The organism is Mesosutterella faecium (assembly GCF_022809315.2).
In the GTDB taxonomy this organism is placed as follows: domain Bacteria; phylum Pseudomonadota; class Gammaproteobacteria; order Burkholderiales; family Burkholderiaceae_F; genus Mesosutterella; species Mesosutterella faecium.
Genome location: NZ_JAKZJU020000001.1, coordinates 1,719,531 through 1,742,574 on the forward strand (window position 1 = coordinate 1,719,531; position 23,044 = coordinate 1,742,574).

Here is a 23,044-nt window from a genome sequence, read left to right on the forward strand (position 1 = left end):
CGGCCCCCTGCTTTATTCCGGCACCGCCCCGGGTTCATCTCGCGCCGCCCTCTGCCTTTAGAATGTCTTCTGTTTTTGGTTTTTTATCTGCTTTGGACATTCACCATGCATGCTGCAGTCGTGGGAGCAGGCATTTCCGGCATTGCCGCAAGCGCGGTACTCGTCTCCAAAGGCTGGAGCGTCACGCTGCTCGAACAGGAAAAGGGCCCGAACCAGAGGCTCTCCTTCGCGCCGGGGCTCCTCCAGGGCCGGGCGGTCGCGCTGCTGCGGAGTCTGGGACAGACGCCCGGAGTGCCGTTTGAAGACACCTTTTCCTCCAGGCTGCAGAACAGGCGGTTCCTGAAGGCTTTAAAGGCAGTAAAAAATAAAGCGGTTGAAAATAAGAAGGTTACAGAGGACTTCTTCAAGTTTTCCTGCAGCATGCACAAATCCACGCTCGAGCGCTTCGGGATCGATGACGAGCGCATTGACGGACTCTGGGTCCTGCTCGGAGAGCGTGAGGAGCGAAAGCTCTCGGAGCCGCCCGAAGGCGTCGACGTCCTCAGCCGGCTGGAAGCGCTCGAGCGCGAGCCGGCCCTCTCGGAGGAGGCGCCCTTTTCCGCCGCCCTTTTCATGCCGGATGCGGGCTCGAGCAACGGCACCTATCTGTCGCGGAGGCTCCTCGAGCAGCTTCTGACCGCAGAGGACGGGCGCTTTGCCTTCCGCCCCGGCAGCCGCGTAACCGAAATACTGCAAAAGGGCGGAAGAGTCGCCGGCGTGAGGCTCGAAAAAGGCGGGGAGCTCCCCTGCGACGCGCTGGTTCTCGCCAACGCGCTGGGAGCCGCGGAGCTTTTAAAGCCGCTCGGGCTGGAGCTGCCCGCCGCAGGGCTCACGGGCGTCACCTTTACGGCAGAGGTCCAAAACGAGGAGTGCCTGCCCGCCTGCAGCATCGCGCTTCCCTCTTCGCCCTTCGTCCTGTGCCGGACCGACTCCCGCATCCGGGCCTGCGGCCGTTTCTTTCTGGGGACGCAGACCGAAAAGGAGAAAAAGGCCGAATGCAACCGTCTTTACGATTCGGTGCTCGGCAGCCTTGTCAACATCAGGCTCGTTCCCGAATCCGTCCGCTTCTGGAGCGCAGAGGCCGACGCCCTGCCCGACGGACTGCCGGCGGCGGGGACGACCCGGGCCCTTGAAGGCCTCGCCCTTTCCGTCGCGCACGCCGACGGGGGGCTCTCGGGCGCCTGGGGCGCGGCTGCGATCTGCGGGGCGGCCCTCTCGGGAGACTCCGGCGGATCCCCGGCCGCAGAAGCGCTGCGGAAGGCCTGCAGCCCGGACCGCTTTGAAAACTGAACTGAAATGATCACAAGCAGGGGCGCTTCCTGCGAGGAGCATAGAATCAGGGGCGCACTGCAAGAAAGGAGATAAACATGTCAATCACCCTCCTGCCGCTTGAAGACCTGAGCGAAGTCGAACGCCGCCAGGCCTCGGTACTCGAGCCGAACACGCTGATGGAGCGGGCCGGCCGCGATATAGCGGACCGCCTCGCCAGAGAGCTCCCGGAGAAGGGGTCTGTCACGATTCTGTGCGGCACCGGCAACAACGGCGGCGACGGCTTCACCGCGGCGCGCTGCCTCAAGGCGCGCGGCTACCGCGTCACCTGCGTGATGGTGGGCGATGAGGCGCCGCACGCGCAGGAGGCGAAGGCCGCCTTCGAGGCCTGGAAGCGGGCCGGCGGCACGGTCGTGCGCGATCCCGAGACGCTGCCGCGGGCCGACCTGGTGGTCGACGCGCTGCTGGGCGTCGGAGGCACCGGCCCCTTAAGGGGCGAAATGCTCGACGCCACCATCTGGTACAACGTCCAGAACTCGCTCAAGGTCTCCATCGACGTCCCGACGGGACTTAACGCCGAAACCGGCTGCTGGAACGGCCGCATCCCGGGCTGCTCCTCCGACATGACGATCTGCCTGCTCTCGGTTCACGCAGGGCTGCTGATGAACCAGGGGCGGGACGCCGCCGGCCACATCTGCCTCTCCGAGCTCGATGTCTCCATCCCGCTCGCCCTCACGGGCATCATCGACGAGGACGACTTCAGCCACATTCTCGAGCCGCGCCGGCACTTCTGCCACAAAGGCACCTGGGGCAGCCTCGCCGTGGTGGGAGGCAGCGACGGCTACCTCGGCGCCGCCCTGATGGCGGCCAGAGCGGGGCTGAGGCTAGGCGCCGGGCGCGTCACGCTCGAGTTCCTCGCCAAGGACGCCCCGAAGGTGATTCCCATGAGCCCGGAGCTGATGATCGCCGCAGGAAAGCTCGACCTCCCCTGCTTCACGACGATTGTCGCAGGCCCGGGGCTGGGCGAAGACGAAGCGGCGGTCGGCCGGCTCGCGGAGGCGATCGACTGCAGGGAGACGCCGCTTGTCATCGACGCCGGCGGCCTCAGGGCGCTGGCCGAACATCCGGAGCTGCAGGACCGGCTGCTCGCGCGCCGCGCGGGCACGGTGATCACGCCGCACCCGCTTGAGGCCGCGAGAATCCTCAAGGTGAAGGTCGACGAGGTCCAGTCCAACCGCATTTTCTGGGCCCGCGAGCTCGCGCTGCAGACCAACGCCGTCGTTGTGCTCAAGGGCACCGGCACCGTGGTCGCCCTTCGCTCGGGCCGCGCCTGGGTAAATCCGACGGGTTCGGCGGCTCTGGCCACCGCCGGAACAGGCGACGTCCTGGCCGGCATGATCGGCGCCTTCCTCGCGCAGGGGTTCGACCTCACCAGCGCGACGCTGGGCGCGGTCTGGCTGCACGGGGCCGCGGCCGAGGCGGCCACCATGCCGGTTCCGGCCGATGAGCTCTCGGAGCGGGCCGCCCGGGCGCTTTCGATGCTGCGCCGAGCGAAGCTGTCCTGGGCCGAGGCTAAGACCGATCCGCTCGATCCCTTCGGGTCCCTTGCCCTGCAGCCCGGGCAGCTGGTCCCAGCTCCCGTCGAAATGATCGGGAAAGTCCGCCATTAAACGTTTCCGGCCGCACCTCAAGCCTGAGGCCCCGGGAACAAAATCCCGGGGCCTCAAATTTTTCCGCCCCTTCACCCCGGAAAGCCGCTGCAGAGCCAGGGGGCGGCCTCTTCGCCCCGGATCTTCAGGCGAAGAAAAAGGGGAAGGACCTCTGAAGGCCTTTCCCCTCGGACTGGAAGAAACCAACCCGCCGCTTTACTTCGCGGCCTTTGAAGAAGCCGCCGCTTCGGCCTTCTTCGGGGGCAGGTAGTCCTTGTTGTTGATCTTGGTGCCCAGCTTCTGCTCCAGCGCTTCGAGATAAGCCTGGGTTTCGGCCGCACCGTGCAGCTTCGCGAGCTGCGCGGAGGCGCTCTTGCGCTCGTCGTCCGTAAACTCGGGCACCTTGGAGGCGTTGATGCGGGAAACCACGTAGCCGCCCGCCACCTGGGTGCCGATGAAGACCGGCAGCTTGCCGGCCGGGACCCGCAGCTGCGCGTTCACGAGCTCAGGCGGCAGCCCCATGGGCTCCTGGCGCGAGACCCAGACGGCGGGGGTGAAGCCCGCGTCCGACGGAGCCTTCTTCAGCTCGGCCAGCTTCTTCTCGCCGGCGCTCTTCGCGGCGGCCAGCGCCGCCTCGCTCTTCAACTTCGAGACGATCTTGTCCTTCACCTGCTCAAAAGGAATCTGAGCGGAAGGCCGGTGCTCGAGCACGCGCGCCGACACGAGCACGTTGGGCGAGACTTCGATCGCCTGAATGTTCTTCTTCTCGTTCACCGCCTCGCTCGAGAACAGCAGGTCAATCACGTGCGCGTTCAGGTACTTGCCCTGCTCGGACTGCGGATTGAACCCGTTCTTGGTGACGTTGTCCACCTCCACGGGCTTGAGGCCGTAGCGGTCAATCACAGGCTGCAGCGAGTCGGGCTGCTCATAGACCGTATTGGTGAAATTGTCGGCCGCCTCGGCGAATTTCTTCTGCGCCATCTGCTGGCCGTACTCGGCCTCGATTTTCGAGCGCACCTTTTCAAGCGGCGGCACCTCCCCGCCCCGGGTGTCGGTGACGCGGATGATGTGGAAGCCGTACTGAGTCTTCACAGGCCCCACGATATCGCCCTTCTTGGCCGCAAAGACCGCTTTTTCAAACTCGGGCACCATGGCGCCGCGCCCGAACCAGCCGAGGTCGCCGCCGTTTGCCGCGCTGCCCTTGTCGGTTGAAAGCGACTTGGCCTCCTCGGCGAACTTCTCGGGATGGGCCTTCAGTTCGGCCACAAGGTCCTCGGCCTTCTTCTGGGCCGCTTTTTCGTCAGAGCCGAAGCCGATCAGGATATGGCTCGCCCGGCGCTCCTCGGGAGCGGCGAACTTCTTGGCGTTCTGCTCGTAGTAGGTTTTCAGATCCTGCTCCGAGGGCTTTGCGGTCTTGAACTGATCCGGCGTGAGAACGACGTACTGGACTTTCTCCGACTCCGGGCTCACGAATTCCTTCTTGTGGCCGTCGTAGTAGGACTGGGCCTCGGCGTCCGAGACCTTCACCTGCGAGAGGAACTGGGCGGCCGGGAAAGCATAAAGCCTCACCTCGCGCCGTTCGCGGAAGAGGCGGTTGAGCTGCTCGGCCGTGGCGCGGCCGATGGGCGAGGTGGCCTGCAGGTTGTCGACCATGATCTCGTTGGCGAGGCTTCTCTGCAGCTCGGCCACAAAGCCCTCGTCGGTCTTGCCCTGGCTCGCGAGGAAGCGCTTGTAGAGCTCGGGGTCGAACTTCCCGTTGATCTGGAAGGCTCCTGCGCTCTTGATGACGCTGATCGCCGTGTCGCGGGACACCACGATGCCCTCCTTGGCCACCTCGACGCCGAGCGCGCGCTCGGCGATCAGACGGCCGAGGATCGCGGCGCGGGCTTCCTGGTTGTCAAGGATGTCAGACTTGAAGGAGTCGCCCATCTGCTGGCGCAGCCGCTCGAGCTGCTCGCGCTTGGCCTGGTCGAACTGTTCGGGCAGGATCTTTGAGCCGTCCACCACAGCGAGCGCATTGTCCTCCGCGTTGCTGCGGGAGTAGCTGTAGACGCCGGTCGCCACGAAGGCTATGGAAATCGGGCCGATGATGATCGCCATCATCCAGCGCTTATGATTGCGGAAACCCTGAAGCATTCGTCCCTCGATACTTGGCAGGAAAGCCGGATGATCACCCGGCCTCCCGGGAATAAAAAAAGGCGAACATATTATATGTTCGCCTTTTCAGGAATAGTGGCGGAGTTGAAGGGGCTCGAACCCTCGACCTACGGCGTGACAGGCCGTCGCTCTAACCAAACTGAGCTACAACTCCCTGACAGAAATTATATCGTTGAGTTCTTCCCTGTCCAGAAGAACAATGAATGGCGGAGTTGAAGGGGCTCGAACCCTCGACCTACGGCGTGACAGGCCGTCGCTCTAACCAAACTGAGCTACAACTCCTCACTCACAACGAGTTATGAATTATACAAATATTTGGCGCTTTGTCCAGTTTCCGGGGATCTTCGGCCGCCTGACCCCCGCAAACACGGTATTCGGGCCGCTGCGCCCGAAGCGAGGTCCCTCCCCCCTCTCAGTAGCCGAAATACTCGCAGGCGAACTGCGCGAGCCTGTCGTGGTAGAGGTCGGCAAGCTCGCGGTCGTCTGAGAGCAGGTGCCCGGAGTGCGGCATCATGATGAGATCCGCCCGGACGCCGGCCTTCCTGAGCCTGGAGGCGAGGATCCGGCCGTTTTCTGGGTTCTGGATGGAATCCTTCTCTCCGTAGGCGAGCAGCGTGGGAGGCGCGGAGGGCGTCACCGCATAAAGCGGGGAGACCGAGCGGATCGCCGCCTCGGCCGCTCCTGATCTGAATTCCTTTTCGGAAAAGCTGCTTCCAGTGCCCGCGTTCACAATCATCAGGGACACGCGGGGGCTGAAATGCGCCGTCGGAAAGTCCCAGGCGCTCCAGTGGAAATCAATCGGGGCCACGTTGGCGGCTGCGAACTTCACCGGGAGGCTGTGGGGCCGCGCGTAGGCGTAGAGCAGCGCGAGCTGGCCTCCGGCGGAGGTGCCCGCCACCGCCATCTGCGTGACATTCCAGCCCCGCGCATCGGACAGCCGCCGGACCTCCCGCACGGCCTCGTCGACGTCATCGAGCATGCGGCCCATGGTGACCGGAGCCGACGGGATGTGCAGCGTGTAGTCCAGGTCCACTGCGATGTAGCCGCGCTTTGCATAGCGGTAGCAGTTGTGCCGCTCGAAGGCGCGGGAGCCGCGCATCCAGCTGCCGCCGTGCAGGAAGAAAATCACGCCGTTGCCGCGGCCCGGGTCGAGTTTTTCCGGCAGGCAGACGTCCATGCGGCCGCCCGCTCCGGGCTTGAAGGGCAGACCGGCCAGCAGCCTCCCGTCCACGCCCTCGCTCCAGGACTCGTCCATGCCCCGGTTGTGCTTGATCGTCCCGATGGTCGAGCACCCCGAGCTCAGGACTGCGGCACCGGCTGCAAGCGCAAGGACCGCGGCCCGCAGCAGCCTCGGGCCCCGGAAAGGACGGGAAAAACGGAAAAGCATGACGAATGCCCTAAAAAACATTCGCCGCTCCGGCGGGCCGGAGCGGCTGAGATTTTCTTGCCTGAGAAGGACAGAGCCGGTCTTTTTACCAGGCCGGAACGATTGTGCCCTTGTACTTGTCGGCGATGAACTTCTGCACGGCCTCTGAATGATAGGCCTTTACAAATTTCTTGACAGCCTCGCTGTCCTTGTTGTCGGGGCGGGCCGCGATCACCATGACGGCAAGCGGCGCGTCCTTGCCCTCAAGGAAGATGCCCTGCTTCGCGGGATCGAGTCCTGCCGACATCACGTAGTTCATCGTGATCGCGGCCGCGTCGAGGTCATCGAGGGAGCGGGGCAGCTGCGCCGCCTCGAGCTCCTTCAAAACGAGCTTCTTCGGATTATCCACCACGTCTGCGACCGTCGCCTTGAAGCCCGCGCCTTCCCTGAGCTTGATCAGGCCGGCCGCTTCAAGCAGCTGCAGGCCGCGGCCGCCGTTGGTCGGATCGTTCGGAATGCCGACGAGGGCTCCGTTCCTGAGCTCGGCGGGCGACTTCACCTTGTTGGAGTAGATGCCCATCCTCATCAGGATGGCCGGCCCGACCGACACCAGGTCCGTCTTCTGGTTCGCGTTGAAATTCTTGAGGAACGGCTCATGCTGATAGACGTTCAGATCCAGCGACTTTTCGGCCAGCGCCTTGTCCGGTCCGAGATAATCGGAGAACTCGACCACCTGCACCTTGAGGCCGTCCTTGGCGGCTTCCTTGGCCGCGGCTTCGACCACCTCGGCGTGCGGACCGGCTGTGGCCCCGACTTTCACGACCGTTTCCTTCTTGCTGCAGCCTGTAAGCGCAAGAGCCGAAAGAAGCGGGACGGCGGCAAAGGCCTTGAGTAGCTGACGTTTCTGCATGTTCTTTATTCCTTTTTTTGTTCACTGTTCCGGCAGGAGGGCCGAGGACGCCTCCGTCCCTGCCGGGAACTGATGCCCCTACTTTAACGCCTGGGGCGGGAGCCGGTGCAGGTAATACCGCACAGAAATTGAAAATAAGCCGGCCATCGAAAACGGTGGCCGGCGGGGGCTGCGGGGTGAGACGCCCGTCAGAGATAGCGCGACAGGAAAGTGCGGAAGCGCTCGGTCTTCGGGTGAACCATCACGTCGGAGGGCTTTCCCTCCTCCACCACGACTCCGCCTGCCATGAACACGACCCGGTCGGCCACCTCGCGGGTAAACGGAATTTCGTGGGTCACGATGATCATCGTGTAGCCCTGCCCTGCGAGGTCCTTCATCGTGTTGAGCACTTCGCCCACGAGCTCAGGGTCCAGTGCCGAGGTCGGCTCGTCAAAGAGCAGGAGCTCGGGCTCGATCGCAAGCGCCCGGGCGATCGAGACGCGCTGCTGCTGCCCGCCCGAGAGCCTTCTCGGATACTGGTAGGCCTTGTCCGCGAGCCCCACCCGGTCAAGAATCTCGAGTGCTTTTTTCTGTGCCACATCCTTGGGCACCCCGTGAACGTGGACCGGAAACTCCATCACGTTCTGAAGCACCGTGAGGTGGGGAAAGAGGTTGAAGGCCTGGAAGACCATCCCGATCTTGCGGCGCTGCCTGGCCACCTTCGCGTAGGGGGCCTCCCAGAGCTCGCCGTTCCTCCACTCGTAGCCGATCGCCTCGCCGCCGACCGTGATGAGCCCGGAGTCCATGCTCTCGAGATGGTTGATGCAGCGCAGCAGGGTGGATTTCCCGGAGCCCGAGGGGCCCAGGATCACCAGCACCTCGCCCTTCTTCACCTCGAGGTTGATGCCCTTGAGGACCTCGTTCGATCCGAAGCTCTTCCTCACGTTGACGCAACGCACGAAAGCCTCGTCTTTCTTTTCTGCTTCACTCATGACTGGATCCCCTGCTCGGCGAGCGTTTCTTCAACAATATCGGCCTTGCGGCTGCGTCCCTTGGAGAAGTGGCGCTCGATCAGCCACTGGAAGACCGACAGGACGGAGGTGATGATGAGGTACCAGATCACGGCCACGATCAGCAGCGGAATGATCTGGAAGGTGACGTTGTAAATCGTCTGCACCGAGTAGAGCAGGTCGTCCATGGCGATGATGGAGACCATGGCGGTCGCCTTCACCATGGAAATCACCTGATTGCCGGTGGGCGGGATGATGGCCGTCATCGCCTGCGGGATCAGGATCCGGAACATGATCTGCGCCCGGCTCATGCCGAAGGCCTGCGCGGTCTCCTTCTGGTTGGGGTCCACGGAAAGGAGTCCGGCGCGGATGATCTCTCCCATGAAGGCGCCTTCGTTAAGCGACAGGCCCACGATGGCGGCCGTAAGCGGCGTGATCACTTCGTTGGTGTTCACGCTCCCCAGCCCCGGGAAGGACAGGGTCGGGAACAGGGCGGCCAGGTTGTACCAGAACAGCAGCTGCACGAGCAGCGGCGTCGAGCGGAAAAACCAGAGATAGACGTTGGCAAGCGCGTTGTAGTACGGACTGTCCGAAAGCTTGCCGATCGCGCAGACCAGGCCGATCAGAATGCCCAGCGTCATCGAGATCACCGTGAGCCCCAGCGTCATCTTGATGCCGTGGAGAATGGACTCATCGGTGAAATACTTGGCGACGACATCCCACTCGAAATTGGGATTCTGCGAGCAGATCCAGAGGAAGTAGCCGATGACAACCGTGAGGATCGCGTAGATGATCCAGCGGACCAGGGGGACTCTGCGGCGCGCCCTGGAAACATCAGCCGGCTGGTTTTTGTTTTCCGTCATGTTCTTCAACCATTTTGCTAGGCACTGCTGAAAGCGGCCCGGGGGCGAAGCACCTCAGGCCCCGGGCCGCTTCCCAATCCCGGGCGGCTCGCGCGGAGCCGCCCGCTTCGTCACTTCACGTCGACGCCGAGGTTCTTGCCGGGCTTGGCCGTCATGTTGTTCTTCAGGTCGTACTTCATCATGATCGCCTTGTAGGTGCCGTTCTTGAAGAGCTCCTGGAAGGCGGCGAGCACGACCGGCGTCAGAGGCGAGTTCTTGGCGAACACCGCGCCCTGGTAAATGTCGTTGAAGCCGTTTTTCTTGCCCACGGCGGCGAGCTCCAGATACTGGCGGTTCTTGGAGACGAAATACGTGAGCGGGGCCTGCGAGGAGAAGAAGGCGTCGGCGCGCCCGGAGCGCACCGCCAGAGCCGAAGTGGTCTGAGTGTCGAAGGACAGCACCGTGACCGGCGGCTTCTTCGCCTTGACGCAGACTTCCGAGGCCTTGCGGATCACGCGCTCGGCCGAGCCGCCCGCCATCACCGAGATGCGGTGGCCGCAGGTGTCCTCAAGCCCGTTGATCTTGAGCGGATTGCCCTTCTTCACGGCAAAGACCACGTACTCCTGGACATAGTCGACGAAGTCGTTCTTCGCCTGGCGGTTCGGGTAGTCGCCGATCGGCGCGAGCGCCATGTCGTAGCGCCCGGACTGCAGGCCGATCAGGGTGGCCGAAAGCGAGGACACGTTCGTGTGCTCGATCTTCACGCCGAGAATCTCAGAGAGCGCCTTGGAGAAATCCTGAACGGCGCCGGTCACCTTCTTGTCAGGGGAAACGACGCTGTAGGGAGGGAAGGAGCCGTTCACGACGTCGCGGATCACGCCCGATTTCTGGATCGAGGCGGGCAGCTGATCGTGAAGGGCCTTGTTGAACTTCTGGGCGGGGATCCCGGCGGCCAGCGCGCAGGCTGCAAAGCCGGCCAGGGCCAGAGCGGCGGCGATTTTCTGGAATTTCATGTTTTTTCTCCCATTATTTCGGCCCCGGCGGTGCCCGGGGCTTTTGTCAGTCGGTTAAAGCGATGCGATTACTGCGCCTTGAGCTCGGGCCGCCCGAAGCGCATGTTTTCGAGAACCGGAAGGGCCCTGCGGGCGCGCTCGATCGCGCCGCGGCTCATCTCTGCGAAAACCAGGGCCTCTTCGGCTCCTGCCCGGGCCACCGGCACCCCGAGGGGGTCGACCACCATCGAGCAGCCGATGTTCTTCGCGGAAATCTCGGAGAGCGCCGCGACGTAGACCGTGTTCTCGAGCGCGCGGGCGCGGCCCATGATCTCCCAGTGCGACTCCTTCAGGGAGCCGCGGACCCAGGCCGCCGGCAGCAGGAGCGCATCGGCCCCGTCGAGGGCGAGCCGCCGCGCAAGCTCCGGAAAGCGCACGTCGTAGCAGGTCATGAGGCCGAACTTCCAGCCGTCGATCTCGACCAGCGGCGGCACTTCGGAGCCCGGGCAGACGTTGTCGCTCTCAAGCCCGGAAAAGGCGTCGTAGAGGTGCAGCTTTCGGTAGCAGCCGAGAAGCCTGCCCTGGTCGGCCACGATGTGGATGTTCCAGACCCTGCCGTCGGACGAGCCCGAAGGCACGTGCACGGTGCAGGACACGGCGATCGGAAGCCTGCGGGTCGCCTCAAGGATCCCGCTCACGAAGGGCCCGTCCAGGGGCTCGGCATGCTTGCGGCTCCAGGCCGAGTCGGCCGGGTTCCTCGCGATCACGCCTTCGGGGAAGACGATCAGGCGGGCTCCGGAAGCACTGGCGCGCTCCATCCAGGCGGTGCACTTGCTGAGGTTCTCCTGCGAGCTTTTCTCGACGGTGATCTGCCCCAGGGCGATTTTGAAGGTATCGGACATGGCTGCTCCTTCGGCCTGGCGCTCTCAGAGCGTCTTGTAGGGGAAAAGGAAATCGGCGTCGCGCAGCTCTCCGGTGAGCTTCTGCAGGTACTGCTGGCGCGCGAACTCATTGAGCATCTCGCGGTTGGGCTCGAGCCCGACCGGATCCCAGTCCTTCGGTAGCGCACGGGCCATCTCAAGCAGGCTCGCGATCAGCCAGGGCGTCGACTCGAAGTACTTGCGGCGCTTGGCAAGCCACATGTCCTGGGAGCGGCGCAGCAGCTCGGCGAGCTGCCCGGGGGCCTCGGGATGCGCGTCGACGAAATCCTTCTTCATCGCGAGGATGTGGATGCCGGGCACGAAGCCCCAGCGGCCGTACCAGGCTTTTTCCTGCTCCACGAAATCGGGCTGGAGCTGGCGCAGGCCGTAGCCCTTTTCATAGAAGCCGGCGGGCATGAAGGCCTGGAAGATGGCGTCGATTTTCCCCGCCTTGAGCAGCTCCACGAGCGGCGTCTCCTCGGGATCGTGGAACACGACCCGGTTGTCCCAGAACTCGCGGCCGCGGTTCATGTCGATCTTGTCGGCCGAAGTCATGCGTGAGAGCGTCCAGCGGATCGAGTCGACCGGCACGCCCTGCTCGATGAGCAGCGCGCGCGTCCAGGTGTTGCCGCTGTCCTGCCAGCCCGAAAGTCCGATTCGCTTCCCCTCGAGCTGCTTCAGCGTGGTAAGCGGCGAGTCCTCGAGCGTGAGAATGCAGCGGTTGCGGAAGCCGCGCATGATGAAAAAGGGAATGCCGATCAGATTGCGGTCATTGCCGGTGTTCCGTCGCATGGCATAGCGCGACAGGCTCATCTCGGCCGCCTCGCAGTCCGGGTCTTCCGCGACGTTGTCAATCAGAGACATGACGCGCGTGAGCTCCAGGTCGATCTGGTCGGACTTCACGTCCTTCAGAAGAATCGGAGTCCAGAAATCCCAGTCGCGGGTTTTCATGCGAATCTTTAAAGCCATTGCCTATCTCCAGTGATTATTCTGTCCAGACATGCATAAAGCATGCCAGGAGCTTCCCGCTTCTGCCGGCGGTCTTTGCGAGGCCTGCGGCTGCGCCCACAGCGCAGAAGGCGGGCAGAGAGCCAGGGCTTCACAGTATTTTTACGGTAAAAGTTACCGCTTTAAATTGTTCCTTTCAGCCATTATGCACCCTGGGCGGCGCATGGAGCGCCCCAAACCGGCTCTTCTAGGCTGTTTGCCCATTCCCCTCTTCTTGGGATGCTGCGCACCAATACCGGCTGCCGGCCGCCCGCATGCGTCAAACGAGTGCAGAAAAAGCAGCACCTGCCCGTTTATGGTGCACGCATCTTCCTTTTCCCGTTTTTTAAGCCTGCGCCCCGGGAGGCCCCGCGCCGCTCCCTTGAAAAAACGCTCTTCCGCCCCCATGTAAACACTTATCTCATGAAGACGCTCGGGCGTCTTCCGCTTCAAAGAAAGGACATCGATTCATGACTGCACAGGTTCACGGTTTTCAGACTGAAGTCACCAAGCTGCTGAAGCTGCTCGCCAATTCGCTTTACTCCAACAAGGAAGTCTTCCTGCGGGAGCTGATCTCGAACGCCTCGGACGCCGTCGACAAGCTGCGCTTTCTTTCCATCACGCACCCGGAGCTCACAAAGGACGACCCCAGTTTCTGGATCCGGGTCCGGGCCGATGAAAAGGCAGGCACTCTCACGATCTCCGACAACGGCATCGGCATGACGCTTGCCGAAGCGAACGAGCATCTCGGGACGATCGCGAAGTCGGGCACCGAGGAGTTCTTCAAGAATCTTTCGAAGGACCAGGCCAAGGCCTCGCAGCTCATCGGCCAGTTCGGCGTGGGCTTCTACAGCGCCTTCATCGTGGCCGACCGCGTCACGGTGCTCTCGCGTGCGGCTGGCTCAAAGCCCGAAGAGGGCGTGCGCTGGAGCTCGGACGGCAGCGGCACCTATGAGTCCGAGAACATCACCCGCGAGCAGCGCGGCACCGACGTCGTGCTGCACCTGAAGGACTCGGAAAAGGAGTTCCTGAACGAATGGACGCTGCGCGAGACGATCACGCGCTACTCCGACCACATCTCCACGCCGGTGCTGCTCTGGTGCGAAAAGCACGAGCCGGCCTCGGAAAAGGACGGGGAAAAGAAGGAAGACAAGCCCGTCTGGGGCTGGGAGCAGGTGAACGATGCGAAGGCGCTCTGGACCCTCGCCCCCAAGGACGTGAAGGACGAGCAGTACATCGCCTTCTACAAGCATCTCACGCATGACTACGGCGATCCCCTCACCTGGGCGCACAACCGGGTCGAGGGAGACCTCGAATACATTTCTCTGCTCTACATCCCGAAGGAAGCGCCCTGGGACCTGTATTCGCGCGATGAAAAGCACGGCCTCAAGCTCTACGTCCAGCGCGTCTTCATCATGGACAACAGCGAGGAGTTCCTGCCGAACTACCTGCGCTTTGTGAAGGGCCTGGTGGACACCACGGCGCTCGACCTCAACGTCTCGCGCGAGCTGCTGCAAAAGAGCCCCGTCACGAGGAAGCTGAAGCGCGCCCTCACGAAGCGGGCCCTGTCGATGATTGAGAAGCTCGCCGCCGACAAGGACAAGTATCAGATCTTCTGGAGCCAGTACGGCCGCGTCATGAAGGAGGGCCCGATCGAGGATCCCTCGGACCGCGAGCAGGTGATGAAGCTGCTGCGCTTCGCCTCCACGAAGTCCGGGACTGCGGCCCAGACGGTGAGCCTCGAGAACTACATCGCCCGGATGCCTGAAAAGCAGAAGAACATCTATTACCTCACCGCGGGCAGCTACGAGGCGGCGGCCAACTCCCCGTACCTCGAGACGCTCCGGAAGAAGGGGATCGAAGTGCTGCTGCTCACCGACCGCGTCGACGAGTGGCTGATGGGCAACGTGCGCGACTTTGAAGGCCACAGCTTCGTGCCCGCCACGGCCTCTGACCTGCAGCTGGGAGACCTGGCCGACAAGGACGACCAGAAGAAGAAGGACGAGGCCGAAAAGGACAACAAGGGCGTCGTGGAGCGCCTGAAGAAGGCCCTCGAGGGGAAGGTGACCAACGTGCGGATTTCAACCCGGCTCGTGGACTCCCCCTCCTGCATCGTGGGCGAGCAGGATCAGATGCTCACGCCGCAGATGCGCCGCATGCTTGAGGCCGCGGGCCAGAGCGTTCCGGAGGAGAAGTTCACCCTCGAAATCAACCCCGAGCACCCGCTGATCCGCCAGGCCGCGGCCGAAACCGACGAGGCTCGCTTCGGCAAATGGGCTGACTTCATCTACGGGCAGGCGCTGCTCGCCGACCAGGGGTCCCTGAAGGACCCGAGCTCGTTCGTGAAGATCATGAACGAGCTGATTCTGAAGAAGTAACCGCCCGCCCTGAAAGGGGGCGGCCCCCGCCAAAAGCCGGAGCCCGGGGATTCACATCCCCGGGCTCCGTTTTTTCGTCCCTTCTATTCCAGTTCCCCGCTATTCGATCATCGGGGGAATATGAGTTTCGGTGCGGATGAGCAGAATCGGCACGTTGCCCTGGGCGGCCACGTGCGTGGCCACGGAGCCCATGACCGCCGACTTGAAGTTGCCGTAGCCGTGAGAGCCCATGACGATGAGGTCGAGCCGGTTCTCCTCGGCGTAGTCCGCGATCTGGTCGGCGGGATCTCCCGTGAGGCACACTTCCTTCACCTTGAGGCCGGCGGCCTTGAAGATCGGGCGGACCGTCTTCATCGAGTCGACAAAGTCCTCGTACTGGATGAGCTTCATGTCCTTTTTCGTAAGCTTCTCGTTTGAAACCGCGGCGACGACCGAGTAGTACTCCTTGTCGAGCGTGGTGACGACATTGATCGCGTGGAACTTCGCGCCCTGTCCGAAAAGCTCGAGATGACCGACCACGTAGCGGGCCGCGGCCTGGCCGTACTCCGAACCGTCCACGGCGATCGCCACGCGGAGCGCGTCCTTGCGCGGCTCCTCCTTGCCCCTCACGATGAGAACGGGGGTGCGTGTGCGCGCGAGGACTTCCGTGGTCACCGAGCCGAGGATCAGGCCGGCGAAAGCCGAAAGGCCGCGCGAGCCCATCAGGATGAGGTCCGGCTTCTCGCGGGCGACGGCCTCGGCGATCTGCTCGGCGGGGTCCCCCACAGCCTTTTGCTCGGTGAAGTCGACGCCCTCGGCCCGCAGCACCCGGCGCGCCGGGGCAAGCGCGCGCTCGGCCTCGGCGTCGTAGTATGCCTGCTCGTCGCCCCTCACCAGAAGCCTGCGGATGGCCGACAGGGGTTGCTGAACAGTAAGGAGGACAAGCTGCGGGTGGGCCCCGCGCAGAGAGGTGCGCGATACAAAGAACTCAACGGCGTTGGTGCTGCAGGCGCTGCCGTCGGTGGGAAGGAGAATTTTCATATCAGCTTCTTAAGGGAAACTCAAAGCCGCTGGCACTTTCCCGCTTCTGGAAAATAGCCGGCGGGGCGGCTCTATTTTATCTTTTTCCCGAGTTTATCAGCTTAAAAATGAATAAACCCTTGTATTGCAAGGGCTTATTCATTAATTATTTTTCATCTCTGGTAGTACAACTTTTCGGTCGGGCAATGTCTTTGAGCCGCAGCTTCTTGCATAGTGACTGTGCCGTCTCATAGTGGCAGGGCGGCTCCAGGCTGAATGCCCTGAGGATCGAGTCAAAGCGGCCCTCCTTTGGATAAAGCCTCAGGTACAGGGGCATTTGGGGATTGCCGTCATCGAGGGCAACTTCGGCACCGCGCAGCGCCGCGTTGATTTCGTCACAGGTGATGTCCCTGATCTTCTGTTTGAGGACATGCTGCATGTACTTTTCGATCACGAGGCTGATGAAGCAACTCGCAAAATGTCCTCTGACATGACTGTCTGTCCAGACAAAGCAGGGGCGGGCTTCGAGCGTGGTCTTGCTTACCCAGAAGCAATCCTCGATGCGCCAGAGATTGCGGTAAATCTTCATGATGTCCTGAGAGGACTTCGTCTTCAGATTCGTGCAGACGGCGTAATAGCCGGCCCACCGCCTCGCCTCTTCGATTTTCTTCATATCCAGTGACGGCTCGCCTTCGCCTTTCGGCACCTTGATCAAAGACCTGTATCCGCGGCTGGAGGTCAGCGATCCCCTGCTGCGCAGGGCTTTTTTCGCCTTCTCAACGGCACGGTCGATGTCGCTATTGTCCTTGTTGGCCCGGGACTGCGAATGCGAGACGATCCAGCGGACATCCAGAGAATCCACTTTCTTCGACGACTGATACTTGCGCCCTGTGGTTTTGCTGATTTTGGTTACGAAAACCGTCTTTGACAGATCCATTGTCTTGTAGCGGCAGACAATCTCGTCGCCGTCCATGACGGTCTCATCCCAATTTCCGTCGTCAAGGATCTGTTTGCGCAGCTCCTTCGTGCTGTTCTTAACCTTCTGCGCGAGGACAAAGTCGCAGCCGATGTCCTTGAGCCCGAGCAGGTTCTCGTTTGAATTGAGCCCCCTGTCGGCAACGACAATGAGCGTCTGCAGGTCATAAGCCGTTTTGATCCGCCTGATCATGGGGAGCATCGTGCCGAACTCTGAGGTGCTGCCGGGGAAAAGCTCGTAATCAATGGGGATGCCGAACGCATCCATCACGAGTCCGAGAACTACCTGGACCTCGTTGACCTTGTGGTCCTTGCTCAGCCCGAACTGGCGCAGCTCGCCTTCTTTCCGGCTCTCAAAGGCATATGTCGTCACGTCATAAAAGGCGGCTGAGACCGTGCGGTTCAGCCTGCTGCTGATCTCGCGGTTAAGGTGTTTGACAATCGCTTCCTTGTCCTCCGCAAGCCGGTCGAGCACCCGGTACACGACATTGTTGTCTGCGATGCCGTCGAACGGCACGATGCTTGAGCCGCGCTCCTCGAAGGCTTTTTTCTTGCTGCCCGGACTGACGATCCTTTGCGAGCACAGCAGGAACGCTGCCTTGTCGTACGAATACTCGATTTTGCGCTTGCTCTGCAGATAGCGGAACACCTGCGGCAGATTCAGATCGTCCTTCCATACCTGCCGAATGACGGCAGCGCCGAGCTTCAGCCTTGCGGCGCACGAATAGTCAGCGCCTTTTTGGGACTGCTCGAGCTTGCGGATTCTTGTCTGGGCCGAGTTGTCTAGCTCCTCCAGCCTGGCCTTCCTGACCGCCTCGTTCTCGGCTGCCACGCGGGCACGCAGGTTCTTGAGATAGTCGGGATCTTCTTGCTCAAGGACGTCGAGGTTGCCGTGATTCTCCAAGAGCCGCGACCGGGGCTTGCCGTCCGCATTGCGGTAGCTCTCGACAACGCGGACGTACTTGCGCCCCTGGGTCGTGACGATGGCAACGTGTTTGGACATGGAGAGCTCCCGGTAACTGACTCTGGATACCAGCATTATACCACCAATGGACTACATTGTAACTACGTAGAGTGTAAAATTTTTGCCCCGCCGACCCAATGCCGACGGGGCTTTACTCAATTTTTAGCTGAAAAAGACGGGAGAGGTGCGCGATACAAAGAACTCAACGGCGTTGGTGCTGCAGGCGCTGCCGTCGGTGGGAAGGAGAATTTTCATATCAGCTTCTTAAGGGAAACTCAAAGCCGCTGGCACTTTCCCGCTTCTGGAAAATAGCCGGCGGGGCGGCTCTATTTTATCTTTTTCAGAGGGCTGACTCCGGGGCCCCTCGCCGCCTGCGCCGCCCGGCTCCCCAAAGCGCATACAAAAACCGCCGCTGTCCCCTGAAGGACAAACGGCGGTCTGAAGAAACCTCTGACTTAAGCAGAGATTACTTGGCAGCGGCGGCAGAAGCAGCCGGAGCGGCTTCCTCAGCCATCTTGGCAGCCTTCTTGGCAGCCTTCTTCGGGGCCTTCTTGGCAGCCTTGGCCTTCGGGGCGGCCTTCTTGGTGGCCTTCTTCACAGCCTTCTTGGCAGCGGGAGCGGGAGCAGCAGCGGCCGGAGAAGCGGCAGCGTCAGCAGCAGCGGAAGCAGCGGCAGAGGGAGCCGGAGCGGCGAAAGCAGCGCCAGCGGCGAGAATGGAAGCAAGAACGAGAACCTTCTTGAACATTTTGAATCACTCCAAATATTTTGTAATCTGTGTGGTCTCCAGCCTCTTCTTATATTCGGGCTGTCCACGGAGCGAATATTAGGCTTGCGGCCTGACCTCAGCTTGAGAACAAACACTAAGCCCCATACCGCAAACAGGCGAGCTCCGGCAGGCGCTGCGGGCGCCGTAAAGCGCCGCCCCGAAGGGGGAATGGACAGTCCGAAAAGGAAAAAAGTTCTCTGCGAGCTCACCTCCCCCTCGGAGGCGGCAGGCTTTGCCGCCCGGAGATAAGGCCTGCGCCGCAGCCGCCGGTCCGCTGAACGCTTCACGCAGGCCGCGCGCCACACGTAGCGGCGCCTTGCGCGGGAGCAGTCCCCGTGATAGAAAGGCTCTTCAGCACCGGGAGAAACCAGAGTCATGAGTTCCAAAAAAGAAAAGCTCAGCTGGGCAGATTTCAAGAAAGCGTGGTCTGAAAAAGCCATCGTCGTCTCGGTCGACCCCTACCAGGCCATGAAGGCCTGGAAAGACGGCCTCATCCACACCTCCGCCCAGGCCGTCTGGTGCCTGGGGGCGCTGTGCGTCCCCGCGGGCTGCCTTCTCACCTTTTTCTACGGCTGGTGGTGGGTCCTCGCGGGGCTGGCGGCCTTCCTCGCGCTGCACCTGTGGTCCCAGCACCTGCGCTCCAGCGCACTCACCCGCGCGATCCTCGAAGACGAGCGGCTCTACAGAATCGCGGTGGACAGCGGCTGGGTGCAGATCAGCCGCCTTCGCTCCTGAGGCTCGGGGCCATGGGGGCGGGAGCCGTCAGGAAAGCGGCCGCTGCGGCGATCTCGGCGCTCGCGCTCGCCTGCGCCCAGGCTTCGGGCGCGCCGGAGGGCGCCCCCGCAAAGACGATTACGATCGGGCTGGTGGACACCTTTTCGCCCGACTTCTACGTCCACACCTACTCGCCCACGCTCGACTACCTGGCTCAGGCTCTTCCGCGCTACCGGTTCCGCTACACCGAGATCGACTACAGGGATGTCCCCGGGGAGATCGCGCGCAAGAAGCCCGACTTCATCGTCTCGACGGCCTCCACCTACGTCACGCTGCTCGACAGCCCCGGCGCCCACCAGATCGCCACGCGGCGGCCCGCGGGGTCCGTCGACGCGGCCCACACCCTCGCCTCGGCCTTCGTCGTCCCGTCCGCCAGCCCCATCAGGTCCGTGGCCGGCCTGCGCGGCCGCTCGGTCGCGATCGCCGATTCCAGAAGCTTTGACGGGTGGCTCATCGCCCAGGGCGAAATCGCCCGGCTCAATTACGACCCGAACCGCTTTTTCTCCTCGGTGACGGAGACGCACTACGGCATTCCGGGAGTGGCCGAGCTTGTGACGCTCGGCGCGGCCGACGCCGGTGTGCTTTCGACCTGCGAGTACGAAAAGCTGATCGAGAGCGGGCAGCTGCGCGAGGGCGAGCTCAGGATACTCGACGAGCGCGGGAAGCAACAGGGGGAAAGCTGCGTGAGAAGCACAGAACGGTACCCCGACGCCGTGATCTCCTCCCTGCCCTGGTGCCCCGCGGAAACGGTGAGCGACTTCACGATCGCGCTGCTGTCGATGCCGGCCAAAGGCCGGGACTTCCGCTGGGTGGTCGAAAGCAACTTCCAGCCGACCTGGGAGCTCATCAAGGCGCTCGGGCTCGGCCCCTTCAGCCACATGAAGGACATGAGCCCGCAGGCGCTGTGGCGCCGCTACCACACGGAAATGCTCCTGGGAGCCGCGCTGCTGCTGGCCGTGATCTTCCACCTGGTGTCGGTCAACCTGCTCGTGCGCCGCCGCACGAGGCAGCTCTCGCTTGCGGTGAAGGCGACCGAAAAGCTGCACGACGAGGCCCAGAAGACCCACATGAAGCTCGCGAGGCTCGAGCGCGAGAGCATCGTCTCGCAGCTCTCCTCGATGTTCGCCCACGAGATCAAGCAGCCGATCATGAACATCTCGCTTTATGCCGGGGCGCTGCGGCTGTACCTGAAGAAAAAGGGAGAGCTCTCGGAGAAGGCCCTCGACCTGCTCGAATCCCTTGAAAGCGAGGTGGAGCGCTCCTCGGAAATCGTCGAGCACGTCCGCTCCTACGCGAAAAAGCGCGAGGCGAGGCCCCAGGCTTCAGACCTGAGGACGATCACCGAGGCGGCGCTGCGCACGTTTTCCAGTCTTCCGGAGTTTGTGCGCTGCGACGACCTGCCTTCGGCCCCCGTCTGGGTGGATCCCTTCGAGATCCAGTTCATCGTCGCCAATTTCGTCAAAAACGCGCTGAGCGCCGTCCAGACGGTGAAAAAACCCGAGGTCCGGATCAGCATCCGCCCCGAAGGCCGAAGCTGGCGGCTCACCGTGAGCGACAACGGGCCGGCCATTTCCGACGAGGTGTTTGAGAACCTCGGGACGGCCGGCACGAGTTCGAAAAAGGACGGGCTGGGGTTCGGGCTCGCGATCGCCGTGGCGATCGCCGAGCGCAACCGCGGCCACCTGGAGTTTCGGAAGCGCCCGGAAGGCGGGCTGCAGGCCGCCCTGATCCTGAAGCGCTGCGACAAAGAGGAAATACCGTGACCGCAGAAATCCCAAAAATCTCCCCAGAGGCCAAAGGCCGCTGCATCATCCGGCTGGTGGACGACGATCCCTCGGTGCTGCGGGCGCTGCGGGCCTTCCTCACGATGGATGACTGGCAGGTCGAGTGCTACGAGTCGGGAAAGGACTTCCTCGCCTCCAGCCTGGAGGCCCCGGGCTGCCTCGTGCTCGATATGCGCATGCCCGGGATGACGGGCATCGAGGTGCAGGAGGAGATGATCCGCCGGGGCGAGCGGCTCCCGATCATCTTCCTGTCGGCCCACGGCGACATCGAACTCGCCGTGGACGCCGTCAAGCGCGGAGCCCGCACCTTTCTCGTGAAGCCCCCGAAGCCAGGCAAGCTCCTTTCCGAGATCGAGAGCGCGTGCAGCGCCGACATCGAGCGGCGGAAAATCGAGGCCTACGGCGAGAGCCTCGAGCGGCTCTGGAACACGCTCACTGCCGCGGAGCAGGAAGTGGCGCGACTGGTGGCCAAGGGGCTGCCCAACAGCACGATAGGCTCCATCCTCAACATTTCCGAGCGCACCGTGCGCTCCCACAAGGCGGAGATCTACGGCAAGCTGGACGTCGCCAACGCCGTGGAGACCGCGGACTTCATCCGGGACATGGAGGCGAGCGCGGAGAAGCGGCCATGAAGCGGCGCACGATTCTTATCGCGGGGGCGGCCGTTGCAGCGGCGGGCGCGGGCCTTGCGGCCTGGCGCGCCGTCCGGCCCTCCTCCGGCTGGGACGAAGACTTCGACGTGATCGCCGTGGGAGGAGGCGCGGCGGGGCTGTCGGCCGCGGCGACCTCCGCGGCGGCAGGCGCCTCGGTGCTGCTGCTTGAAAAGGAGCCGCAGCTCGGGGGCGACACCCTGATTTCCGGCGGGAACTTCAACGCGGTCGACCCCGCCTCGGCTCAAAACGGCCTGCAGCCCGATTCTGAAGCGCTCTTTCTCTCCCAGATCCTCGACTCCGGGGCGGGCCTCAACTCGCCTGACGTCGCCGCGGCTCTGGCCACCGGCGCCACCGGCGCCCTCGCCTGGCTCAAAAGCCTCGGCATGCGGTTCCTGCCCGGGGTGAGGGAAATCTACGGAGGGCGCTTCCCGAGAACCCACAAGCCGGTGCTGCCGCGCGGGGAAGGCTACATCAGGGCGCTTCTGGCCGAGTGCGAGCGGCGCAAGGTGCAGATCCGCCTCTCCTCGCCCGTGCGCTCGCTCATCCGCGCGCAGGGCGGGCGGGTCCTCGGCGTCGCGGTGACCGACAACGGCGCGCCGAAGCTCATCCGGGCCCGATGCGGCGTCATCATCGCTTCGGGCGGCTACGGGGCGAGCCGGGACATGCTGAAGACCTATGCCCCGGACTTCGCCGACCTGCCTCATGACAACGCCCCGGGGGCAACCGGCGAGATGATTCTCGCGGGCCGCCAGGCCGGGGCCGCGGTGATGAACATGAATCTCGTCGAGTGCATCCCCGGCAGCGGCCAGGGCAGCGACGGGCAGATCCGGCTCGACATCGCCCCCACGCGGATGATCATGGTCGACAGCCGCGGACGGCGCTTTGTGGACGAAACCGACTACCGGACGCGGATCACGCAGGCCATTTTGAAGCTCTCGCCTCGGCGCTGCTGGTCCATCGCTGACTCCGACACCGTCGCCTCCTACGACCTCGCCACCCAGAAGAGCCTGCACAGGGGGCTGCATGCCGGCACGATCTTCAGGGCACGGACGCCCGGAGAGCTGGCCGATCTGATCGGGGTCCCGCCGCGGGCCCTCGGACGGACCATGAGCGAGATGAGGCTCGCGCGCGGCCTGCGCACCCCGCCCTTCTGGGCCGCGCCCGTGAACCTCCGCGTCCACGCGACCCTGGGGGGCCTCAAGATCGACAGCCGCGGCCGGTGCCTCGACGCCTCGGACCTTCCCATCCCGGGGCTGTGGGCCGCGGGCGCGGCCACCGGCAACGTGCACGGCGCCAACCGCCTGGGAGGCAACGGCATCAACACCGCCGTGGTATTCGGCCGCGCCGCCGGAGAGGACGCGGCCCGGGCGTAGCACCCCGGGGCCGCAGCCCCGGCCCTGGCGCCCGGCTGTTCTTTTCCGGATCACAAATTATTTATTTTGTCAACGGCCTAACCGCCGACGTGAAGATCAGGCATCTTACCTAGACTGAAGGCGTATGCAAAAAGAGGGATCGAAGATCCTTCCGCATACCGATTCAAACCGGCGGCAGAGCGGTTCTGATGCCGCCCGGTGACTTGATTAGGAGAGAATTATGCAGGCTTCACGTCGTAGTTTTCTGAAAGGCGCCCT

At 63.2% G+C, this 23,044-nt stretch carries 18 protein-coding genes and 2 tRNA genes; 7 read left to right on the forward strand and 13 right to left on the reverse strand.

Translation table 11 applies throughout. The annotated features are described in order from the left end of the window. Nucleotides 1-105 precede the first annotated feature (105 nt). A complete protein-coding gene (locus MUN46_RS07890) occupies nt 106-1,329 on the forward strand; it encodes an NAD(P)/FAD-dependent oxidoreductase (protein WP_243376587.1) in 1,224 nt (407 codons plus the stop codon). A 77-nt stretch (nt 1,330-1,406) separates the two neighbouring features. After that, the gene (locus tag MUN46_RS07895) at nt 1,407-2,978 is read left to right on the forward strand and encodes an NAD(P)H-hydrate dehydratase (protein WP_243376586.1); all 1,572 of its coding nucleotides are present in this window, start codon (nt 1,407-1,409) and stop codon (nt 2,976-2,978) included. A gap of 195 nt (nt 2,979-3,173) precedes the next feature. Here MUN46_RS07895 and MUN46_RS07900 read toward each other — a convergent pair whose 3' ends face one another. From MUN46_RS07900 to MUN46_RS07945, 10 genes are all read right to left on the reverse strand, one after another. Beyond that, nucleotides 3,174-5,093 (reverse strand): SurA N-terminal domain-containing protein, encoded by a 1,920-nt coding sequence (locus tag MUN46_RS07900; RefSeq protein WP_243376585.1) that lies wholly within the window; start codon nt 5,091-5,093, stop codon nt 3,174-3,176. A gap of 97 nt (nt 5,094-5,190) precedes the next feature. Further along, nucleotides 5,191-5,268, reverse strand: a tRNA-Asp gene (locus MUN46_RS07905). 50 nt (nt 5,269-5,318) lie between these two features. Next, nucleotides 5,319-5,396, reverse strand: a tRNA-Asp gene (locus tag MUN46_RS07910). 130 nt (nt 5,397-5,526) lie between these two features. Next, nucleotides 5,527-6,501, reverse strand: coding sequence for an alpha/beta hydrolase (locus tag MUN46_RS07915; RefSeq protein WP_243376584.1), 975 nt, complete (start codon nt 6,499-6,501; stop codon nt 5,527-5,529). A gap of 85 nt (nt 6,502-6,586) precedes the next feature. Further along, entirely contained in the window at nt 6,587-7,390 is an 804-nt protein-coding gene (locus MUN46_RS07920; protein WP_243376583.1) for a MetQ/NlpA family ABC transporter substrate-binding protein, read from the reverse strand. A gap of 188 nt (nt 7,391-7,578) precedes the next feature. Next, complete coding sequence (locus MUN46_RS07925; RefSeq protein ID WP_243376582.1) at nt 7,579-8,361, reverse strand: amino acid ABC transporter ATP-binding protein; 783 nt, start codon at nt 8,359-8,361, stop codon at nt 7,579-7,581. Next, nucleotides 8,358-9,242, reverse strand: a complete 885-nt coding sequence (locus MUN46_RS07930) for an amino acid ABC transporter permease (protein ID WP_243376581.1) — start codon at nt 9,240-9,242, stop codon at nt 8,358-8,360. Before MUN46_RS07930 ends, MUN46_RS07925 begins: the two co-directional genes overlap by 4 nt. 110 nt (nt 9,243-9,352) lie before the next feature. Beyond that, nucleotides 9,353-10,234, reverse strand: coding sequence for an ABC transporter substrate-binding protein (locus MUN46_RS07935; RefSeq protein ID WP_243376580.1), 882 nt, complete (start codon nt 10,232-10,234; stop codon nt 9,353-9,355). 68 nt (nt 10,235-10,302) lie between these two features. Continuing rightward, the gene (locus MUN46_RS07940) at nt 10,303-11,115 is read right to left on the reverse strand and encodes a nitrilase-related carbon-nitrogen hydrolase (RefSeq protein WP_243376579.1); all 813 of its coding nucleotides are present in this window, start codon (nt 11,113-11,115) and stop codon (nt 10,303-10,305) included. Between the two features lie 24 nt (nt 11,116-11,139). Further along, nucleotides 11,140-12,102, reverse strand: coding sequence for a substrate-binding domain-containing protein (locus MUN46_RS07945; protein WP_243376578.1), 963 nt, complete (start codon nt 12,100-12,102; stop codon nt 11,140-11,142). Between the two features lie 488 nt (nt 12,103-12,590). Here MUN46_RS07945 and htpG point away from each other — a divergent pair, with 488 nt between their 5' ends. Further along, on the forward strand, nt 12,591-14,498 hold the full coding sequence (gene htpG / locus MUN46_RS07950; protein ID WP_243376577.1) for a molecular chaperone HtpG: 1,908 nt from the start codon (nt 12,591-12,593) through the stop codon (nt 14,496-14,498). Between the two features lie 99 nt (nt 14,499-14,597). Here the strand turns inward: htpG and MUN46_RS07955 are convergent, their stop codons facing one another. The 3 genes from MUN46_RS07955 to MUN46_RS07965 form a co-directional block, all read right to left on the reverse strand. Beyond that, the gene (locus MUN46_RS07955; RefSeq protein ID WP_243376576.1) at nt 14,598-15,518 is read right to left on the reverse strand and encodes a universal stress protein; all 921 of its coding nucleotides are present in this window, start codon (nt 15,516-15,518) and stop codon (nt 14,598-14,600) included. A gap of 145 nt (nt 15,519-15,663) precedes the next feature. Beyond that, nucleotides 15,664-17,475: an IS1634 family transposase gene (locus tag MUN46_RS07960; RefSeq protein WP_285230527.1), complete on the reverse strand. Its 1,812-nt coding sequence runs from the start codon at nt 17,473-17,475 to the stop codon at nt 15,664-15,666. A gap of 427 nt (nt 17,476-17,902) precedes the next feature. Next, entirely contained in the window at nt 17,903-18,181 is a 279-nt protein-coding gene (locus tag MUN46_RS07965) for a hypothetical protein (RefSeq protein ID WP_243377156.1), read from the reverse strand. A 396-nt stretch (nt 18,182-18,577) separates the two neighbouring features. On the opposite strand from MUN46_RS07965, the gene MUN46_RS07970 reads away from it, so the two are divergent. Genes MUN46_RS07970 through MUN46_RS07985 form a run of 4 tightly spaced genes read left to right on the forward strand, consistent with a single transcriptional unit; the run spans nt 18,578 to nt 22,786 of the window. Continuing rightward, nucleotides 18,578-18,937 carry a hypothetical protein gene (locus tag MUN46_RS07970; protein ID WP_243377155.1) on the forward strand — a complete coding sequence of 120 codons (360 nt, stop codon included), beginning with the start codon at nt 18,578-18,580 and terminating at the stop codon, nt 18,935-18,937. Nucleotides 18,938-18,948: 11 nt separating this feature from the next. Continuing rightward, a complete protein-coding gene (locus MUN46_RS07975; RefSeq protein WP_243377154.1) occupies nt 18,949-20,739 on the forward strand; it encodes a sensor histidine kinase in 1,791 nt (596 codons plus the stop codon). Further along, nucleotides 20,736-21,392: a response regulator transcription factor gene (locus MUN46_RS07980; RefSeq protein ID WP_243377153.1), complete on the forward strand. Its 657-nt coding sequence runs from the start codon at nt 20,736-20,738 to the stop codon at nt 21,390-21,392. The genes MUN46_RS07975 and MUN46_RS07980 overlap by 4 nt, the downstream gene beginning before the upstream one ends. Continuing rightward, nucleotides 21,389-22,786 carry an FAD-dependent oxidoreductase gene (locus tag MUN46_RS07985; protein WP_243377152.1) on the forward strand — a complete coding sequence of 466 codons (1,398 nt, stop codon included), beginning with the start codon at nt 21,389-21,391 and terminating at the stop codon, nt 22,784-22,786. The genes MUN46_RS07980 and MUN46_RS07985 overlap by 4 nt, the downstream gene beginning before the upstream one ends. Nucleotides 22,787-23,044: the final 258 nt, after the last annotated feature.

What these genes read in the sequence shown, in the direction of transcription:
- MUN46_RS07935 (WP_243376580.1), bottom strand. Translation starts at nt 10,234, where the DNA reads ATGAAATTCCAGAAAATCGCCGCCGCTCTGGCCCTGGCCGGCTTTGCA.
- MUN46_RS07930 (WP_243376581.1), bottom strand. Translation starts at nt 9,242, where the DNA reads ATGACGGAAAACAAAAACCAGCCGGCTGATGTTTCCAGGGCGCGCCGC.
- MUN46_RS07915 (WP_243376584.1), bottom strand. Translation starts at nt 6,501, where the DNA reads ATGCTTTTCCGTTTTTCCCGTCCTTTCCGGGGCCCGAGGCTGCTGCGG.
- MUN46_RS07985 (WP_243377152.1), top strand. Translation starts at nt 21,389, where the DNA reads ATGAAGCGGCGCACGATTCTTATCGCGGGGGCGGCCGTTGCAGCGGCG.
- MUN46_RS07925 (WP_243376582.1), bottom strand. Translation starts at nt 8,361, where the DNA reads ATGAGTGAAGCAGAAAAGAAAGACGAGGCTTTCGTGCGTTGCGTCAAC.
- MUN46_RS07965 (WP_243377156.1), bottom strand. Translation starts at nt 18,181, where the DNA reads ATGTTCAAGAAGGTTCTCGTTCTTGCTTCCATTCTCGCCGCTGGCGCT.
- MUN46_RS07895 (WP_243376586.1), top strand. Translation starts at nt 1,407, where the DNA reads ATGTCAATCACCCTCCTGCCGCTTGAAGACCTGAGCGAAGTCGAACGC.
- htpG (WP_243376577.1), top strand. Translation starts at nt 12,591, where the DNA reads ATGACTGCACAGGTTCACGGTTTTCAGACTGAAGTCACCAAGCTGCTG.
- MUN46_RS07970 (WP_243377155.1), top strand. Translation starts at nt 18,578, where the DNA reads ATGAGTTCCAAAAAAGAAAAGCTCAGCTGGGCAGATTTCAAGAAAGCG.
- MUN46_RS07940 (WP_243376579.1), bottom strand. Translation starts at nt 11,115, where the DNA reads ATGTCCGATACCTTCAAAATCGCCCTGGGGCAGATCACCGTCGAGAAA.
- MUN46_RS07890 (WP_243376587.1), top strand. Translation starts at nt 106, where the DNA reads ATGCATGCTGCAGTCGTGGGAGCAGGCATTTCCGGCATTGCCGCAAGC.
- MUN46_RS07975 (WP_243377154.1), top strand. Translation starts at nt 18,949, where the DNA reads ATGGGGGCGGGAGCCGTCAGGAAAGCGGCCGCTGCGGCGATCTCGGCG.
- MUN46_RS07955 (WP_243376576.1), bottom strand. Translation starts at nt 15,518, where the DNA reads ATGAAAATTCTCCTTCCCACCGACGGCAGCGCCTGCAGCACCAACGCC.
- MUN46_RS07920 (WP_243376583.1), bottom strand. Translation starts at nt 7,390, where the DNA reads ATGCAGAAACGTCAGCTACTCAAGGCCTTTGCCGCCGTCCCGCTTCTT.
- MUN46_RS07900 (WP_243376585.1), bottom strand. Translation starts at nt 5,093, where the DNA reads ATGCTTCAGGGTTTCCGCAATCATAAGCGCTGGATGATGGCGATCATC.
- MUN46_RS07960 (WP_285230527.1), bottom strand. Translation starts at nt 17,475, where the DNA reads ATGTCCAAACACGTTGCCATCGTCACGACCCAGGGGCGCAAGTACGTC.
- MUN46_RS07945 (WP_243376578.1), bottom strand. Translation starts at nt 12,102, where the DNA reads ATGGCTTTAAAGATTCGCATGAAAACCCGCGACTGGGATTTCTGGACT.